13 protein-coding genes are annotated in these 17,734 nt (G+C 60.0%); 4 read left to right on the top strand and 9 right to left on the bottom strand.

Annotated elements, in window-relative coordinates:
* Positions 1 to 132: 132 nt before the first annotated feature.
* The 3 genes from LOY56_RS15405 to LOY56_RS15395 all read left to right on the top strand — a co-directional run bounded on the left by LOY56_RS15405 (position 133) and on the right by LOY56_RS15395 (position 3,540).
* A complete protein-coding gene (locus LOY56_RS15405; RefSeq protein ID WP_258615305.1) occupies positions 133 to 1,137 on the top strand; it encodes an ATP-binding protein in 1,005 nt (334 codons plus the stop codon).
* 101 nt (positions 1,138 to 1,238) lie between these two features.
* A complete protein-coding gene (locus tag LOY56_RS15400) occupies positions 1,239 to 1,802 on the top strand; it encodes a VWA domain-containing protein (protein ID WP_309474887.1) in 564 nt (187 codons plus the stop codon).
* Positions 1,803 to 1,893: 91 nt separating this feature from the next.
* The gene (locus tag LOY56_RS15395; RefSeq protein ID WP_258615299.1) at positions 1,894 to 3,540 is read left to right on the top strand and encodes a phospholipase D-like domain-containing protein; all 1,647 of its coding nucleotides are present in this window, start codon (positions 1,894 to 1,896) and stop codon (positions 3,538 to 3,540) included.
* A gap of 52 nt (positions 3,541 to 3,592) precedes the next feature.
* Here the strand turns inward: LOY56_RS15395 and LOY56_RS15390 are convergent, their stop codons facing one another.
* From LOY56_RS15390 to LOY56_RS15380, 3 genes are all read right to left on the bottom strand, one after another.
* Positions 3,593 to 4,048, bottom strand: a complete 456-nt coding sequence (locus LOY56_RS15390) for a co-chaperone YbbN (RefSeq protein ID WP_258615297.1) — start codon at positions 4,046 to 4,048, stop codon at positions 3,593 to 3,595.
* 245 nt (positions 4,049 to 4,293) lie between these two features.
* Entirely contained in the window at positions 4,294 to 4,569 is a 276-nt protein-coding gene (locus LOY56_RS15385) for a peptidylprolyl isomerase (RefSeq protein ID WP_007898282.1), read from the bottom strand.
* 66 nt (positions 4,570 to 4,635) lie between these two features.
* Positions 4,636 to 7,173 (bottom strand): PAS domain S-box protein, encoded by a 2,538-nt coding sequence (locus LOY56_RS15380; protein WP_258615295.1) that lies wholly within the window; start codon positions 7,171 to 7,173, stop codon positions 4,636 to 4,638.
* 119 nt (positions 7,174 to 7,292) lie between these two features.
* Between LOY56_RS15380 and LOY56_RS15375 the strand changes: the two genes are divergently transcribed.
* A complete protein-coding gene (locus LOY56_RS15375; protein WP_258615293.1) occupies positions 7,293 to 8,402 on the top strand; it encodes a PilT/PilU family type 4a pilus ATPase in 1,110 nt (369 codons plus the stop codon).
* Positions 8,403 to 8,587: 185 nt separating this feature from the next.
* Here LOY56_RS15375 and LOY56_RS15370 read toward each other — a convergent pair whose 3' ends face one another.
* The 6 genes from LOY56_RS15370 to LOY56_RS15345 form a co-directional block, all read right to left on the bottom strand.
* Positions 8,588 to 10,009 carry an IS1182 family transposase gene (locus tag LOY56_RS15370; protein WP_258615292.1) on the bottom strand — a complete coding sequence of 474 codons (1,422 nt, stop codon included), beginning with the start codon at positions 10,007 to 10,009 and terminating at the stop codon, positions 8,588 to 8,590.
* A gap of 105 nt (positions 10,010 to 10,114) precedes the next feature.
* On the bottom strand, positions 10,115 to 12,070 hold the full coding sequence (locus tag LOY56_RS15365) for an acetoacetate--CoA ligase (RefSeq protein ID WP_258615289.1): 1,956 nt from the start codon (positions 12,068 to 12,070) through the stop codon (positions 10,115 to 10,117).
* Positions 12,071 to 12,210: 140 nt separating this feature from the next.
* Positions 12,211 to 12,984, bottom strand: a complete 774-nt coding sequence (gene hbdH / locus LOY56_RS15360; protein WP_258615288.1) for a 3-hydroxybutyrate dehydrogenase — start codon at positions 12,982 to 12,984, stop codon at positions 12,211 to 12,213.
* Positions 12,985 to 12,991: 7 nt separating this feature from the next.
* Complete coding sequence (locus LOY56_RS15355; protein ID WP_258615287.1) at positions 12,992 to 14,383, bottom strand: GntP family permease; 1,392 nt, start codon at positions 14,381 to 14,383, stop codon at positions 12,992 to 12,994.
* 299 nt (positions 14,384 to 14,682) lie between these two features.
* The gene (locus LOY56_RS15350) at positions 14,683 to 16,098 is read right to left on the bottom strand and encodes a sigma-54-dependent Fis family transcriptional regulator (protein ID WP_258615285.1); all 1,416 of its coding nucleotides are present in this window, start codon (positions 16,096 to 16,098) and stop codon (positions 14,683 to 14,685) included.
* A 58-nt stretch (positions 16,099 to 16,156) separates the two neighbouring features.
* On the bottom strand, positions 16,157 to 17,731 hold the full coding sequence (locus LOY56_RS15345) for an ABC transporter ATP-binding protein (RefSeq protein WP_258615283.1): 1,575 nt from the start codon (positions 17,729 to 17,731) through the stop codon (positions 16,157 to 16,159).
* Positions 17,732 to 17,734 lie beyond the last annotated feature (3 nt).

Below are 17,734 nucleotides of genomic sequence, written 5' to 3'. Positions count from 1 at the left end.
CCCACGCGCAGCAAAGGAATGCAGCCCGGGACGCTCCGCGTCCCTTCCAGAGCCGAACGCGGAGCGTCCGTTGAGGCATTCCCACGCAGAGCGTGGGAACGATCACACCACCGACCACAACGAGTAATGCACATGACCGACACCCCCCATTTCCCGCTCTCCGCCGTGGTCGGCGCCGATGACTTGAAGCTCGCGCTGTACCTGACCGCCATCGACCCGAAAATCGGCGGTGTGCTGATCGAAGGTCCACGAGGCATGGCCAAATCGACCCTGGCCCGAGGCCTGGCGGACCTGTTGGCCAGCGGTCAATTCGTCACCTTGCCCCTGGGTGCCACTGAAGAACGTCTGGTGGGCACCCTTGACCTCGACGCGGCCCTGAGCGAGGGGCGCGCGCAGTTTTCCCCCGGCGTACTGGCCAAGGCCGATGGCGGCGTGTTGTATGTCGATGAAGTCAATCTGCTGCCCGATCACCTCGTGGACTTGCTGCTCGACGTGGCCGCCAGCGGCACCAACCTGATCGAGCGCGACGGGATTTCCCATCGGCATTCGGCGAAGTTTGTGCTGATCGGCACCATGAATCCGGAAGAGGGCGAACTGCGTCCGCAATTGCTTGACCGCTTTGGCCTGAACGTCGCCCTCAGTGGCCACACCGCACCCGCCGAGCGTGGTCAGATCATCCGTCGTCGACTGGATTTCGACAGCGACTCGCAAGGGTTCTGCGCCGAGTGGGAAAGCCAGCAACACGCACTGCGCGAGCGCTGCCAAAAGGCGCGCTCGGCACTGGCGAGCATTCCCCTCGACGATGCGGCGCTGGCGCAGATCACCGAGCGCTGCTTCGCTGCCGGCGTCGATGGCCTGCGGGCCGACCTGGTCTGGTTGCGCGCGGCCCGGGCTCATGCAGCCTGGCGCGGAGCGAATGCCATTGGCGAAGAAGATATCGACGCGGTCGCCGAGTTTGCCTTGCGCCATCGTCGTCGCGAACACTCGCCACCGATGCCGCAACAATCCCAGGTATCGCAGCCCTCTAACCAGAACCCCAACCCAAGCGAAGGTCAGGGCCAGTGGGGCGAAATGCCCGCTCAAGCGCTGCCGGTCGGCGCACGACGAGAAGTGCCGAGCTGGCCAAAAAAGCCCTAGGCATTCGCCCTCGATCAGATGCGGGGGCGAATGCCAGACCCCGCGCAGGACGGCTGGATCACGGCAGACAGGGCAAGCGTCACGCGGCACGCAGTGGATCGATCAATTGGCCCGGCACTTTACTCAATGGCCGACCGCGTCAACGCGACGATGTGCTGTTTCACCTGCGCACTCGCTCCCCACACGAACTGTGGCTGGTGATCGTCGACGCCTCGGCCTCGACCCGGCGTCATCAGGCGCTGAGCGATGCCAAGGGGTTGCTGGCACAACTGTTCGACGACGCCTATCGGCAGCGTGCGCGGCTGGCTTTGCTGACTGCCAGTGGTCATGTGCCGAAGTGGCAGGTGCAAGGGTTGAAAGCCTCCGCGGGCTTGCGCGACTGGCTCGACGGGCTCGGTGCCGGCGGCGGCACGCCGATGCTGGCGGCGCTGGGTGAAGCAGGGCGTTGGCTGGCGGCACGGCAAAAGCGCTTTCCGGCAGAGCAGCAACGGCTGTTGCTGGTGACGGATGGGCGGGTGAAGGAATGGTCAACATTGCCGGCGCTGGATTGCCCGGGGCTGCTGATCGACATTGAGCGCGGACCGATTCATCTTGGCCGGGCAAAGGTGTTGGCGGCACAGCTGCAGGTTGATTATCGGCATATCGATGAGCTGATTTCAGGTTGAGTTTTTGGCATCACCTCGCAATCGAATAATCGCAGTTCATCTGCATCGCAGCCCTATGCTGCTGTAAGCAAGCCAATCACAGGAGTGACCCATGCGCGTTTTAGCCCGCAACGATCAGGACGATTTTCGCGTCAAAGCCTACGCCGGCACCAACGGTGTGTTGCTGGCCATCGACGTGGCCGAACACCGTCGCAAAGGTCTGCTGGGTTTCGCCATCGAAAAACAGCAAGGCAGCAAACCCTGGCTGTTTCTGTTCAACAGCCTGACCTTCCCCGGCAAGGCTCATACGTTCCCCCAGTTTCACGCCACCCCCAGCGATACCGCGCCATTGCAGAAATTTCGCTGGGCCGATTACGCGGTCAATCCGGGCGTGACGATCCATTATCGGGTTCACTTGGCCTATGGCACCGCTGATGCGCCACAACTGGGTGAATGCCTGGAAGTGACGGTCAGCACCGACAATGGCCTGCCCAAAGGTCAAAACGTCATTTTCAATCGGGCGGTGGCCGCCAGTCAGGCTTTCCAGCGCAAGTTCGCCGACGTTGATGCGCTGCTCAGCGTCAACAAGAAACTACCCATCGAAGAATGGCCCGACGCCCCACGGCAATGGCTGGAAAATGGTCTGCTCGCACGCTTGCTGGGGTTCATCGAACGGGCCGAGGATGGCGAGTGGGCGCTGGACATTGCGATCTACGAATACCAGTTGCAGGTGATCGTCGATGCGGTGAACGCTGCCTTTGAGCGCGGCGTAAAGCTTCGGGTTCTGTACCACGCCCAGCCGGACGAAGACACCACGGCGCTGAACGAAGCTAGCCTGGAAAAAATCCCGGCGGCGAACAAGCGTGGGCGAGTCACTCACAACATCTTTCACAACAAGTTCATGGTCCTGAGTCGGCTCGACGCAGCGGGGCAGCATCAGCCCGAGGCGGTACTCTGCGGCAGTACCAACTTCACAGCTAACGGTGTTTATCGTCAGGCTAACGTTGTGCATGTGCTGGACGATGCCCGAATCGGCGCCAGTTACCTGCAAACCTTCGAGCAGGTCTGGGCTGCACCGGCGGACGTCGGCGCCACACGGGAATGGCTCACGGAAAACAATCCGATGCAGCCGGACCAGGCGTTGTTCGCAGGGTTCTCACCGCGCTCGGGCCAGGGCGACTTACGTGAGTTCGTAGAAATCATCGAGTCAGCCAAAAAAGACCTGTTGTTTGTCACTGCGTTCACCTTGCCGGACGAAATACTCAACGCCTTGCTCGGCCAGCCCCACGACGACATCTTGCGTTACGGCTTGCAAAACACCGTCAGCAGCATCACCGGTTTCCACGCTGACCGCACCGCCGAATTCGCCGCCACCGCGCTGCTCAATACCGGCCTGGAAGGCTGGCTTAAGGAAAACATGAAAGGCCAGAAGGGCAACCTGCTGGTGCACACCAAAGCCATCGTCGTCGACTTCACCAGCGACTCACCGACCATCATCAGCGGCAGCCACAACCTTAGTGAAGCGGCCAGTAACGGCAATGACGAAAACTACCTGATCATCCGTGGTGACACCGACCTGGCCGATCGTTACGGCCTGGAACTGCTGCGTTTTTACGAGCATTACCGATTCCGCTACTTTGCAAAGAAGCTGCAACTCAAGCAGGTCCGGCCGTTGGCGGTGGATGACAGCTGGACCGATGATTATTACCTCGAAGGCGATTTGCGCATGTTGTCGCGGTTGCGCTTTGCCGGACGATAAACAGCCTGGCAAGGAGCGGAACCTATGCGGGCTTGCTCGCGAAAGCGGTCTGTCAGACGACTAAAATATGACTCATCCGTGCATTCAACAACTCCCGTGCCCGAGGCGCGGTGCATAAAGTGCTGAAGGTTTTCTGCAACCACGGCAAATCGTGGCGGGGTTTGTGGGCAACCTGCTTGGGCCTGACCTTGCCGATGTGCTTTTTGAAGTTGTCTTCCAGAGTTTCCCGGGTTCCAATTCCTTTGAGCTTCTTCAGCAACTTCCCGTCCTTGTAAAACAGCACGGTGGGTGTGCCGGTGACATCCGGATGCTTGGGCGATTCGCTGGTGTTGAGCATGTAGATTTGCGCGTGATGCCGATAGGGCTCTGCAATCTGACGAAAAACCGGCCCGGCCATTTCGCAGGCAGGACAGTGTTGGCTGCCGAAATACAGGATCACCGGGCGCCAGGTTTTCAGCGCCTTGCGGTAGACCGCAGCCATGGTCGGGTGGGTGGTCATCGAGCTCATTGAAATCTCCTTTTCAAAGACTGTCGAAGGCCTGTTGACGTTAAAGTAGACGAGCAGATGGGTCTACTGTCAGAAATTACAGGTGGGGGGCAGGTGCCGGTGGGTTTCTTTGCGTATAAGCGGACATCTATGAAGCGTCTGATTCACTGTGACGGCGAGTTGTTCGAAGTGCCGACCTAGTGAAATGAAGGTCTGCCTGACGGCAGGCCATTACCGGCCAGCACACAAAAAATCTGACACGCTCATCAATCCCGGTAAAACACCTGCACCAGGTGATACCCGAACTTGCTCTTGATCGGCCCATGCACCACCCGCAGTGGTTTTTTGAAGATCACCGCATCGATCACGCCGACCATCTGCCCGGGCCGTACTTCGCCCAGGTCGCCGCCGCGTTTTCCGGACGGGCAGGTGGAGTATTTCTTGGCCAGCACATCGAAGGCTTCGCCCTTGGCGATGCGTTGTTTGAGCTGCTCGGCTTCTTCCGAGGTTTTCACCAGGATATGGCGGGCTTGGGCTTTCATTGGCAGTACCTTGCAACGGTGGTGGCTATGTTGGTGCCAGCGTGGGGCGCGCGATTATGCCTTAACTCAGTCCGCTTGGCCGATCATCGTGCGAATCTTGTTGGCCAACAGCTCAATGGAAAAAGGTTTGGCCACCATGTCCATGCCTTCTTCCAGGAAACCCTGGCGTTCGGCGGCTTTTTCCGCATAACCGGTCATGAACAGCACCTTCAGACCCGGGCGATGCTGACGCGCGATTTCCGCCAGTTGCCGACCGTTCATACCCGGCAGCCCGACATCGGTCACCAGCAGATCGACTCGCAGGTCGGACTCCAGCAAGGGCAGGGCGGCCTTCGCGTCTTCGGCTTCATGGGCGTGATAACCCAATTCATTAAGCAGGTCGAGCACCAGCATGCGCACCGCCGGATCGTCTTCCACCAACACCACGGTTTCACCGGCCACCGCTGCCGGTGTTTCGCCGTTGAGCGGTTCCAGAGTGTGCTCTGGCACCGCGACGTGGAGCCGTGGCAAATACAGACGAACGCTGGTGCCTTGGCCCGGCAGGCTGTGAAGGCTGACGTGCCCGCCCGACTGCTGGGCGAAGCCATAGATCATCGACAGCCCAAGACCGGTGCCCTGGCCGATGGGTTTGGTGGTGAAGAACGGGTCGAAGGCCTTGGCCAACACTGACGGGGTCATACCGGCGCCGTTGTCACTGACGGCAATCATCAGGTAATCCCCGGCCCTGACCGGTTCCAGGGGGGGGATGTCGCTACCGTCGAGGTGAACATTGGCGGTTTCAATCAGCAGCTCGCCGCCTTCGGGCATCGCATCCCGGGCATTGATGACCAGGTTGAGCAGAGCGTTTTCCAGTTGGCTGACGTCAGTACTGACCGGCCAGACTTCATCGGTCAGTTGCATTTTGAGCTCGATGTGGTCGCCCTTGGTTCGGAGGAACAAATCTTCCAGGGAATGCACCAGCTGGTTGGCATTCAGCGGCTTGCGATCCAGCGACTGACGCCGGGAGAACGCCAGCAGGCGATGGGTCAGGGCGGCGGCGCGGTGGGCCGAGGACACCGCGGCTTCGGTAAAACGACCGATCTCGTCAGTGCGACCATTGGCAATGTAGCGCTGCATCAAATCGAGGCTGCCGATGATCCCGGTGAGCATGTTGTTGAAGTCATGGGCGATGCCGCCGGTGAGTTGTCCCACCGCTTCCATTTTCTGCGCGTGCCGCAAGGCGTCTTCGGCGCGCTCGCGTTCGAACATCTCGTTCTGCAGTCGCTGGTTGGCTTCGGCCAATTGCTGAGTGCGGGCGCTGACGCGTTCTTCAAGGGTTTCGTTGAGATTGCGCAGGGCTTCCTCGGTCTGTTTGCGCTCGGTTTCGTCGATTACGAAGATGTAAAAACCATTTGCCGCGCCGTCCGGGCCATGACGGGGCAGGTAGTTCATCAAGGCCTGACGGAGGCTGCCGTCGCGGTGCGCGGCGCTGATGCTGAAACTGCAGGCCTTGCCTTTCAGCGCCTCGGCAATGTATTCGGCGCGTGAGGCATAGGCTTCGTCGCCCAGCACTTCGCGGATGGTGCGGCCGTAAAGCTCCTGGGGCGTCAGGCCGTACCATTCCAGATAGGCGGCATTGTTCAGGCGAAAGCGCTCCTCGCTGTCGACGTAACTGATCAGGATCGGCATGGCGTTGATGATCAGTTGCAGCTCGGTCTGGCTCTGGCGCAAAGCCTGTTCGATGTGTTTGCGTTCCGTCAGATCGAGTGCTGCGCCAAGGAAACGGATGGGCCGACCATGATGGTCCTTATAGCAGCGGCCTCGGGCAAACACCCAACGCAATTGGCCGTCGGGCTGCAGCAAGCGATATTCCTCGGCGTACTCGCTGCCATGGGTGATGCAGTGCTTGATGTTGCGGGCAATCATGGCGCGATCTTCCGGGTGCACGCCGTGGAGGTATTCGCTGATGGGCAATTGACTGGCCATGGCCGGATTGATGCCATGCAATTGAGCGAAGTGGGCATCGGCGATGAATCGGTCTTCGCCGATGTCCCAGTCCCAGGTGCCGACGGCATCGGTGGCGGCCAGCGCCAGTTGCAGGCGCTGCTCGGTTTCCTGCTGGGCCTTGAGGCTCGCGGCGGAGCGTTGTTCGAGTTCCTGCGCGATGCGGCGGCGCTCATTGGTTTCGATGGCCGTGACCAGAATCCCGGCGACCTCGGCGCTTTCGTTGCGAATGGGGCTGTAGGTCAAATCCAGCCAGAAGTCGGAATTCTGACCGTCGCGCTGCAAGGTAAAGCGCTGCTCGCTGTAGGTCCGCACCTGACCCTGTAGGACGGCGCTGTAAATCGGGTCGGTAAAGTCTTTAAGTTCTGGCCAGATCAGGTGCGTCGGTTGTCCGAAAGCGTGAGGGTGTTTGCTGCCGGCAAGGAGAGCGAAGCCATCATTGTAGATCTGCGCGAGCTGTGGGCCCCACAGCAACAGCATCGGCATCGGCGAGTGAATCACAATGTCCACGGCGGTGCGCAGGCTCTGTGGCCAGTGGTCGGCGGCGCCCAGCGGGTTATTTGTCCAGTCCAGTCGGGCAATCAAGGCCTGGGCGTCGCAGGTGGTCGATGGTGCGTTCATTACAATGTCCTGCGCGTCAGTCGGTGTGGCCGCGTCTACTATCCTTGCAGGGCGGTAGACGCTGGATGACCCGTTTTGGGCCATTTTTTCAATTGAATGCTTCGCGGGTGTTTTTTGCCATGGAAATCGATGCACTGTTGCAGATTCTGTCCAGCCGCAATGGCTCCGATCTTTACCTGTCCACGGGAGCGCCACCCAGCGCGCGATTCGACGGTGTGCTCAAACCCTTGGCCGATCAACCGTTCAAACCGGGAGAGGTGGCGGCCATTGCCGCGTCCATCATGGACGCCGAACAACGCCTGGAGTTCGATCGCGAACTGGAAATGAACCTGGCGCTTTCTCTGGCTGGTGTCGGGCGCTTTCGGCTCAATATCTTCAAGCAGCGCAACGATGTGTCCATCGTGGCGCGCAACATCAAACTCGACATTCCACGCTTCGAAGACCTCAAACTGCCACCTGGGCTGCTTGAAACCATCATGCTCAAACAGGGGCTGATACTGTTCGTCGGTTCGACCGGCTCAGGCAAGTCGACCTCGCTGGCGGCACTGATCGATTACCGCAACCGCCACAGCAGCGGGCATATCATCACCATCGAAGACCCCGTCGAGTTTATCCATCGGCACAAGAAATCGATCATCAATCAACGTGAGGTCGGCGTTGATACCCGCAGTTTTCATGCGGCGTTGAAAAACACCCTGCGCCAGTCGCCGGACGTGGTGCTGATCGGCGAAATTCGTGACCGCGAGACTATGGAACATGCGCTGGCGTTTGCCGATACCGGTCATCTGGTCATTTCCACTTTGCATGCGCACAACGCCAATCAGGCGCTGGACCGCGTGATCAACTTCTTTCCCGAAGAACGCCGGACGCAACTGCTCCATGACCTGGGCAACAACCTCAAGGCCTTTGTTTCCCAGCGGTTGGTGCGTACCCGCGATGGGCAACGCCGGGCGGCGGTGGAGATTATGCTGGGAACGCCGACCATCGGCGACCTGATCCGGCGCAATGAGTTTTCCGAGCTCAAGGGGATTATGGAGAAGTCGTCAGAAGCGGGGATGCAGACGTTTGATGGGGCGCTGTTCGAGCTATTTGCCGAGGGCGCGATTGATGAGGCAGAGGCGCTGAAACATGCGGATTCGGTGAACAACTTGCGCCTGCGCCTGAAAATGCACGCCGAGGCTACGCCCGGGCCCCATACCCCGCCGGGTGAATGGGGTCTGATGGACTGACGTCTACCCCCGCAGGAGCTGCCGAAGGCTGCGATCTTTTGATCTTTAGCGATTCATCTGACGCCAAAAATCAAAAGATCGCAGCCTTCCAGACTGTGTGAAAACGCAGTAATCGCGGCCCAAGCAAACGCCACGGCTTGTTCGGGGCGTTTGCTCTTTGCGGGAAGCAGACGAAAAAAGGCTATTCAGCCCATTAACGCCATCAGTTGACGTGCTCCCAGCACATTAATCACTCTTTTGAGGTTGTAGGCGTTTATCGCCAGCGCCATTTCCGCTCTCGCGCCTTCCAATTGACGCAGCAGGAAGCGGCCGTTGCCGAACAGCCATTGTTTGAGGTTGCCGAAAGGGTGTTCAACGATGGATCTTCGGCTGACCATCATCTCTGGATGTGCCCGCATCCGTTGCCCCATGCGCTCAAAGGCATCTTCGTTTGCATGCCGCGAGACATACCGACGAGGCGCATCGGTGCACTGTGCTTTTAATGCACAGGAGGTGCAATCCTTGATGGCCTGGTACTCACGATTGCCGTTGTGCAATTGCTTGAGTGTCAGTAATTGGCCGGCAGGGCATTGGTAATGGTCGTGCTCTACGTCGTAAACAAAGTCTTTTCGGTCGAAAAAATCCTTACCTTTGCGGCTGGAGTTCTTTGATCGGCTGGGCGGCACATAAGCCGTGATGTTGGCGTCTTCACATGCCTGGAATTGCTGGCCATTGGAGTAGCCGGCGTCAGCCGTCACGGTCAGCTCTGGCTGCTGCAACTGTTCTTTGGCCTCCTTGGCCATCGGCTCCAACTGACGCCGATCGTCGCCATCCTGAGTCACTGCATGGTGCAGGATCAGGCAGTGTTCAGCGTCCACCGCCGTTTGCACGTTGTAAGCAACTCGCGGACCTTTGGCGGTGCGCATCATTCGAGCATCGCTTTCGTGAGCGTTGAACTGCTCCAGATCCATAGACTTCATCAAAGCCTGGCAAGTCCGGTTATTCGACTGCTTGTCTTCAAGTCGCGCCAGCGCGGTTTTGATCGCGCTGCGATCAACCGTTTCACCCGCCTCGTCCTTGTCGGCCTCATCCAGCTGCACCAGATACTGGGCAATGCGCTTGTCCAGCTTTTCCTCCTGGAGCTTGAGCTGTTTGAGATTCAGATGCCGTCGTGCAGACGCCACCGTCCGAAATTTACTGCCATCGATGGCAACCAGGTCGCCCGCAATCAAACCGACCGCGCGGCAGAATTGGACAAAGGCCCGGCACGTGGCAATGAACGCGGTTTTGTTGTCCCGACGAAAGTCGGCAATGGTTTTAAAGTCGGGCTTGAGTCGATTGATCAGCCACATGACTTCGACGTTGCGTTGGCACTCGGCTTCAAGTCGGCGCGAGGAGCGAATCCGCTGGAAATAGCCGTAGAGATACAGTTTGAGCTGGTCGGCAGGATCGTAAGAGGGACGTCCTGTGCCTTTGGGAGTTGCCCTGCCGAAGCCCAATTGAACAAGATCCAGTCCTGCGACATAGGCGTCAATCACGCGAACGAGATGATCTTCAGGTATTAAATCTTCCAGAGAAACCGGGAATAGACTGGTCTGGTTTCGTGGTTCACCTTGGATATACGCCACAGCAAAAATGCCCCGTATCTTTCAATGATGGGGCATTTTCTTGAATCGCTGCGCAAATGGCTAGGTTTTCACACAGTCTGCTTCGGCAGCTCCAGGGGTCGCATTTCAGTCGTTCAGTTCGGGGCGGTCGCGAAACTGCTCCAGGGCCTCGGGATTGGCTAAGGCATCGGTGTTCTTCACCTTCTGGCCATGTACCACATTCCTCACTGCCAGCTCGACCACCTTGCCGCTGATGGTCCGTGGAATGTCCGTCACCGCGACTATCTTCGCCGGCACATGCCGTGGCGTGGTGTTGGCGCGGATGACCTGGCGAATCTGTTGTTGCAGCGCTTCGTCCAGCTCGACACCGTCGCGCAACTTCACGAACAGTACCACCCGCACGTCATCCTGCCATTGCTGACCGATGGCCACGCTGTCCAGCACCTGCGGGACTTTCTCCACCTGACGATAGATTTCCGCTGTGCCGATGCGTACACCGCCGGGGTTGAGTACCGCATCGGAACGCCCATGGATCAGCATGCCGCCATGGGGCAGTTGCTCGGCGTAATCGCCTTGGGCCCAGATGCCGGGGAACAGGCTGAAATAGGACTTTCGCAGCTTCTCCCCGTCAGGGTCGTTCCACAGACCGATGGGCATGGCCGGAAAATGTCGGGTACACACCAGCTCGCCTTTTTCACCGATCACAGGCGTACCGGCGTCGTTCCAGACTTCAACCGCCATGCCCAGGCCCTTGCATTGCATTTCGCCACGGCGCACCGGCAGGACGGGGTTGCCGATCACAAAACACGACACGATGTCGGTACCGCCGGACATCGAGGACAGGCACAGGTCGGACTTAAACACGCGATAGACGTAATCAAAGCTTTGCGGCGACAGCGCGGAACCGGTGGACAGCACGGTTTTGAGGCTGCTCAGGTCATGACTTTCGCACGGCTTCATGCCATTGCTTTCCAGCGCGGTGAGAAACTTGGGACTGGTGCCGAAGACGTTGATGCGTTCGTCGTCGATCAGGTCAATCAAGCGTTCCGGACCTGGATGAAATGGCGAGCCGTCATACAACACCACGGCGCTGTCGACGGCCAGGGCCGAGACCAGCCAGTTCCACATCATCCAGCCGCACGTGGTGTAGTAGAACAAACGGTCGCCGGGGCCGAGGTCAGTGTGCAGGCCATGTTCCTTGACGTGTTGCAGCAGCACGCCGCCGGTGCTGTGAACAATGCATTTCGGCACGCCAGTGGTGCCGCTGGAATAGAGGATGTACAGCGGATGAGCGAAGGGCACGGGAACGAATTGCGGCTCGCCGCCCGGGTCGTAGAAGTCGTCCCAGAGCGTCACGTTGGCCCGGCTGCGGAAGTCTTCGATGCGCGCCTGGGGTCGTGCGTAAGGCACAACGATCAACTGCTGCAAGGACGGCAGTTGCCCGAGGATTTCGTTGACCTTGGTGGTCTGGTCGATGTCCTTGCCAGCGTAGCGGTAACCGGCGCAGGTGATCAGCACTTTCGGCTCGATCTGGCCGAAGCGGTCGATCACCCCATGGGTGCCGAAGTCGGGTGAAGAACAGGACCAGATCGCGCCCAGGCTGGTTGTCGCGAGCATGGCCACAAGGGTTTGCCAGGTGTTCGGCATGCACGCGGCCACGCGGTCGCCGAGGCCGACACCGGCAGCTTTCAGGCCGTTTTGAAAACCGGCGACATGGCTCGCCAGTTCGGCCCAGGTCAGTTGTTCCCGTTGGCCGTTTTCACCGATGGCCACTACCGCCACGGCATCGTCGCGACGGCGCAGCAGGTGCTCGGCGAAGTTCAGCGTGGCGCCGGGGAACCACTGGGCGCTGGGCATTTGCGTGCCCTCTATCAGCACCGCGTCTGGCTGGTCGTGAAAACGGATGTCGAAGAAATCGACGATGGCCTGCCAGAAAGCTTCCCGCTGATCGATGCTCCATTGGTGCAGGTCAGGGTAGTCGGCGATCTCAAGGGCATGTCGCTGATTGACGAAGCGCCGGAAGCCCTCCATGCGGGTCTTGCCGATGCGCTCGGTGCCGGGTTGCCAGAGGATGTCGGACATGGCTTGGCCTCTCTCGTTCCCACGCTCTGCGTGGGAATGCCTCAATGGACGCTCCGCGTCCGCTTTGGGACGCGGAGCGTCCCGGGCTGCATTCCCACGCAGAGCGTGGGAACGATCAGTGTCAGGGGGCTAGCGGCGGGTTACTGCGCCAACCACCCACCATCAATATTCCACGCCGCGCCACGCACCTGGCTACCGGCTTCGCTGCATAAAAACAGCACCAACTCACCCAGCTGCGGCGGCGTCACGAATTCCAGGGACGGCTGCTTCTCGGCCAGCAAGTCGTGTTGCGCCTGCTGCGGGTCGATCCCGGTCGCGGCGCGATCATCGATCTGCTTCTGCACCAGCGGCGTCAGCACCCAACCCGGACAAAGGGCATTGCAAGTGACGTTTGTCGTAGCGGTTTCCAGGCCGACCACTTTGGTCAAACCGATCACGCCATGCTTGGCCGCAACGTACGCCGCCTTGCCCACCGAACCGACCTGGCCATGCACCGACGCGATGTTGATGATCCGTCCCCAGCCCTTGGTGCGCATCCCCGGCAAGCTCAAACGGGTGCTGTGAAACACCGACGACAGGTTGATCGCAATGATCGAGTCCCAGCGCTCCACCGGAAAATCTTCCACCGACGCCACGTGCTGGATGCCCGCGTTGTTGACCAGGATATCCACGCCGCCGAACTCACGCTCGGCGTACTCGATCATGTCGGCGATCTGCGTCGCGTCGCTGACGTCGGCCGGGTGATGGCCGACCTTGCCGCCGAATTGTTCCACTTCAGCAATCACCCTGGAGGCATCGCCGAAACCGTTGAGGATCAGGTTGGCGCCAGCCTTGGCCAGGCTCAAGGCGATTCCCAGACCGATGCCGCTGGTGGAACCGGTGACCAGTGCGGTCTTGCCCGAAAGAGTCGTCATGAATACCTCACACAATGCCAGTGGCGTAGAAAGTACCGATCACCACAAAAACAGCGAGTGTCTTGATCAGCGTAATACAGAAAATGTCTTTGTAGGCCTCGCGGTGGGTCAAACCGGTGACCGCCAGCAAAGTAATCACCGCGCCGTTGTGCGGCAGGGTATCCATGCCGCCACTGGCCATCGCGGCGACCCGGTGCAGCACTTCCAGCGGAATATTGGCGGCGTGGGCGGCGCTGATGAACGTCTCGGACATCGCCGCCAGGGCAATGCTCATGCCGCCCGATGCCGAACCGGTGATGCCGGCCAGCAGAGTCACGGTAATCGCTTCGTTGGCCAGCGGGTTGGGAATGCTTTTGAGCCAGCCGGACAGCACCAGAAAACCCGGCAACGAGGCGATCACTGCACCGAAACCGTATTCCGACGCCGTGTTCATCGCTGCCAGCAGCGCGCCGCTGACCGAGCTTTTACTGCCTTCGGCCAACTTGCCGCGAATCGTCTGAAAGGCGAACACCAGCACCATGACGATGCCCACCAGCAAGGCTGCCTGGACCGCCCAGATCGCCGTCAGTTTGGCGATGTCGGTGGTCACCGGTGCTGCCATGCCCGGCAGCGAAAGGCTGTGAGTCTTGCCGTACCACTCAGGAATCCAGCGAGTGAACAACAGGTTCATCAGGCCCACCATCAACAGCGGCGACAGCGCGATCCATGGGTTGGGCAACTTGATGTCCGGCGCGGTTTCCGGCTCGTTGCGCAACGCTGAGCCATATCCCTCACCGCTGCGCTGGGCCTTGTTGCGCTGACTCTGCAGGAACAGCATGCCGGCGCTGAACACGAAAATCGTGCCGATCACACCCAGCCACGGCGCCGCCCAGGCGGTGGTGTTGAAGAAGGTGCTGGGGATGATGTTCTGGATCTGCGGCGTGCCGGGCAGGGCGTCCATGGTGAACGAGAATGCGCCGAGGGCGATGGTCGCCGGGATCAGGCGCTTGGGGATATTGCTCTGGCGGAACATCTCGGCTGCAAACGGGTAGACCGCAAACACCACCACAAACAGCGACACGCCGCCGTAAGTGAGCAGGGCGCAGACCAACACGATCACCAGCATCGCTTGGCGAGTGCCGAGCAAGCGAATGGCCGCGGCGACGATGGAGCGGGAGAAGCCCGACAACTCGATCAGCTTGCCGAATACGGCACCGAGCAGGAACACCGGGAAATACAGTTTGACGAAGCCGACCATTTTTTCCATGAACACCCCGGTGAAGACGGGGGCAACGGCGGAAGGGTCAGTGAGCAGGACGGCGCCGAGGGCGGCGATCGGGGCAAAGAGGATAACGCTATAGCCACGGTAAGCAGCCACCATCAACAGCGTGAGGGCTGCCAAGGCAATGATCACACTCATGGTGTGTCTCCTTCGATTGTTATTTTTGTAGGTGAAGCTTTGTGGGAAGGGCTATAGCGGGTTTCGTGCCAGAAGATAAGTTGTTAAAATTTAAAGAAAATATTTATTTGTCAGAAGATTGTGCGGGTTTCTGTCTCTGTATTGAGATTTTTGGTGGCTGGGGCTGGGGCTGGGGCTGACGCTTTCGCGGGCAAGCCTCGCTCCTACGGGGAATGGGGTTATTTGCTTCAATGCACCACCTGTAGGAGCGAGGCTTGCCCGCGAAGAGGCCATATCTACCAATAGAGATTCGTGTCTCCTTATGGAGACTCCGCAATCCCCAACGCCACCATCTTCTTGTACAACGTCGACCGCCCCAGCCCCAACCGAGCCGCCGCTTCGATAACCTTCCCGCCGCATTGCGCGAGGGCGGACTCAATCAACTGCCGATCAAACCGTTCGCGAGCCTCACTGAAGGTTTCATGGGCAACCGGCTCAATGGCCAAGGGCACCACACGCTGCACCGGCGTAAAACTGCCAATCGCCGCGCGGATATCCGCTGCATTCAGCATCAAATCATCACTGAGCAAGGCGGCGCGCTCCAGGACGTTGCGCAGTTCGCGGATGTTCCCTGGCCAGGCGTGTTGACCCAATAGTTCCAGGGCTTCGGGGTTCAGTTCGTGCTGACTGCGCAGCTCCTCGAGGATCGCTTCGCTGAGGGCCGGCAGGTCGTCGAGGCGATCACGCAGGGGCGGAACCTGAATCGGCAGCACGTTGAGGCGGTAATACAAATCGGCACGAAACTCACCGCGTTTGATCGCTGCTTCCAGATCGGTGGAGGTGGCCGCGATCACTCGCACATCGCTCTGGATCACTTCGTTGGAGCCCACCGGCTCGAATTCCTTTTCCTGCAACACTCGCAGCAACTTGCTTTGCAGGGGTAGCGGCATGTCGCCGATTTCATCGAGAAACAGCGTGCCGCCCTGAGCGATTTGCAATTTGCCGGCGCGGCCCTTGCGATCGGCGCCGGTGAACGCGCCGGGCGCGGTGCCGAAGAACTCGGCTTCCAGCAGCGACTCGGGAATCGCTGCGCTGTTGATGCTGACGAAGGCTTTGTGCGCCCGAGGCGAGGCGCCGTGGATCGCCTGGGCCAGCAGCTCTTTGCCGGTACCGGTTTCGCCGAGCAACAACACCGGTGACTCGGCACTGGCGCTGCGCCGGGCGCGGCGTTTGACTTCCAGGCTGGCGGCGCTGGTGCCGATGAAATGGGCGAAGTTGTACTTGGTCTGCCGCGCCCGCAGCAGCGAGCGGGTCGAGGCCAGTTCTTCCTGCATGCTCAAGTAGCGCTTGAGCATCGGCGACAGGCTGCGCAATTCATCGAACAAGGCAAAACCGATGGCGCCGATCACCGCGCCGGCATCGCCGTGAATCGGCAGACGCATCACCACCAGCGGTTCTTTGGGGGTGTCTTGCATGTCCAGCAGGATGGGTCGTCCGGTGCGCACCACCTCACGCAACAGGCTGCCGGGGATCACGCTTTCGCAGGCCCTGCCGATCGCACCTGCGGCCGATTCGAGACCGAAACGCCGGGCATAACGCTCGTTCATCCAGACGATGTTCGCATCGCGGTCAACGATCACCGTGCCTTCGCTCGATTGCTCGATGATTTCGAACAGCGAACGGATCGCCAGGGTGCGAACGCGCTGGTAGTCCTTGAGGCTTTCGGTGGTGTTCATGGGCTTCATTGTCCAGGATGTGTGGCGTCTTGGTCTGACTGCATGACGCCGATTATGCCTACCCCAGACGCGCCGCCGCCAACAGCTCTTTGGTATACGGATGCTGCGGCGAATCAAACACGTCGTGGCTCGCGCCGCTTTCCACTACTTTGCCGTCCTTGATCACGATCATGTCGTGGGCCAGGGCGCGTATCACGGCCAGGTCGTGACTGATGAACAGGTAGGTCAGGCCATGTTTTTCCTGAAGCTGACGGAGCAGGGCGACCACTTGTTTTTGCACCGTGCGATCCAGCGCCGAGGTCGGTTCGTCGAGCAGGATCAGCGCCGGTTTCAGCACCAGCGCGCGGGCAATGGCGATGCGCTGGCGTTGGCCTCCGGAGAATTCGTGCGGGTAGCGATGGCGGCTTTGTGGATCAAGGCCGACTTCTTCCAGCACCTGGATCACTTGCGCTTCGCATTCGTCCGGAGTGGACTGGCTGTGAACCTCAAGACCTTCACTGATGATCTGCGCCACCGACATCCGCGGGCTGAGGCTGCCGAAGGGATCCTGAAATACCACCTGCATCTTTTTGCGCCACGGTCGCAGCTGCTTTTGCGTCAAGCCATCCAGGGCCTCACCCTGAAAGCGAATGCTGCCCTGCGAGTCGAGCAAGCGCAGGATCGCCTGCCCGAGGGTGGACTTGCCCGAACCGGACTCGCCGACGATGCCCAACGTCTTGCCGCGCTGGACGTTCAGGCTGATGCCATCCACCGCGCGCAGGTAAGTTTTACGCTGAAACAGGCCACCACCGATGGCGAACCGCACCTGCAAATTATCCACTTCCAGCACTTTTTCGCGCTCGTCCCGGGGCAGGGCTTCGCCTTCCGGTTCGGCGTTCAATAGCACGCAGCTGTAAGGATGTTTAGGCTCGGTAAACAGTGTTTCGCAGGGCGCCTGCTCGACGATTTCCCCTGCCTTCATCACGCACACGCGCTGGGCGATGCTGCGCACCAGGTTAAGGTCGTGGCTGATCAGCAGCAGCGACATGCCGAGTCGCTGTTGCAGGGATTTGAGCAGCAGCAGGATCTTGCGCTGCACCGTCACATCCAGCGCGGTGGTCGGCTCATCGGCGATCAGCAACTCCGGCTCGCAGGCCAGGGCCATGGCGATCATCACCCGTTGCCGCTGGCCGCCCGACAGTTGATGGGGATAGGCCTTGAGCCGCTCTTCGGGCTTCTGGATGCCCACCAGTTGCAGCAACTCGAGAATCCGCGCTTGCGCCGCTTTGCCGCCCAGCCCCTTATGCAGCAGCAAGGTTTCGCCGATTTGCTTTTCAACGCTGTGCAGCGGGTTGAGGGAGGTCATCGGCTCCTGGAAGATCATCGCAATCCGGTTGCCACGCAGCTCGCGCAAAACCTTGACGTCGGCGCCGATCAGCTCCTGGCCGCGATAGCGAATGCTGCCGGTGGTTTCAGTGCCGGTCTCGGGCAGCAGTTGCAGGATCGAGTGGGCGGTCACCGACTTGCCGCAACCCGACTCGCCGACCAGCGCCAGGCATTCGCCGGGACGGATGTCCAGGCACAGGTTGCGCACCACGGTCTGGCCGCTGAAGGCCACGTTGAGGTCACGGATTTCGATCAGGTTGTCAGTCATATC

The organism is Pseudomonas sp. B21-048, assembly GCF_024748615.1.
Classification (GTDB): Bacteria; Pseudomonadota; Gammaproteobacteria; order Pseudomonadales; family Pseudomonadaceae; genus Aquipseudomonas.
This window is presented reverse-complemented; position numbering and strand designations above follow the sequence as displayed.

Excerpts from the sequence above, each read along its gene's own strand:
- LOY56_RS15405 (WP_258615305.1), top strand. The coding sequence starts at position 133 with ATGACCGACACCCCCCATTTCCCGCTCTCCGCCGTGGTCGGCGCCGAT.
- LOY56_RS15395 (WP_258615299.1), top strand. The coding sequence starts at position 1,894 with ATGCGCGTTTTAGCCCGCAACGATCAGGACGATTTTCGCGTCAAAGCC.
- LOY56_RS15390 (WP_258615297.1), bottom strand. The coding sequence starts at position 4,048 with ATGAGCTCGATGACCACCCACCCGACCATGGCTGCGGTCTACCGCAAG.
- LOY56_RS15385 (WP_007898282.1), bottom strand. The coding sequence starts at position 4,569 with ATGAAAGCCCAAGCCCGCCATATCCTGGTGAAAACCTCGGAAGAAGCC.
- LOY56_RS15380 (WP_258615295.1), bottom strand. The coding sequence starts at position 7,173 with ATGAACGCACCATCGACCACCTGCGACGCCCAGGCCTTGATTGCCCGA.
- LOY56_RS15375 (WP_258615293.1), top strand. The coding sequence starts at position 7,293 with ATGGAAATCGATGCACTGTTGCAGATTCTGTCCAGCCGCAATGGCTCC.
- LOY56_RS15365 (WP_258615289.1), bottom strand. The coding sequence starts at position 12,070 with ATGTCCGACATCCTCTGGCAACCCGGCACCGAGCGCATCGGCAAGACC.
- hbdH (WP_258615288.1), bottom strand. The coding sequence starts at position 12,984 with ATGACGACTCTTTCGGGCAAGACCGCACTGGTCACCGGTTCCACCAGC.
- LOY56_RS15355 (WP_258615287.1), bottom strand. The coding sequence starts at position 14,383 with ATGAGTGTGATCATTGCCTTGGCAGCCCTCACGCTGTTGATGGTGGCT.
- LOY56_RS15350 (WP_258615285.1), bottom strand. The coding sequence starts at position 16,098 with ATGAACACCACCGAAAGCCTCAAGGACTACCAGCGCGTTCGCACCCTG.
- LOY56_RS15345 (WP_258615283.1), bottom strand. The coding sequence starts at position 17,731 with ATGACTGACAACCTGATCGAAATCCGTGACCTCAACGTGGCCTTCAGC.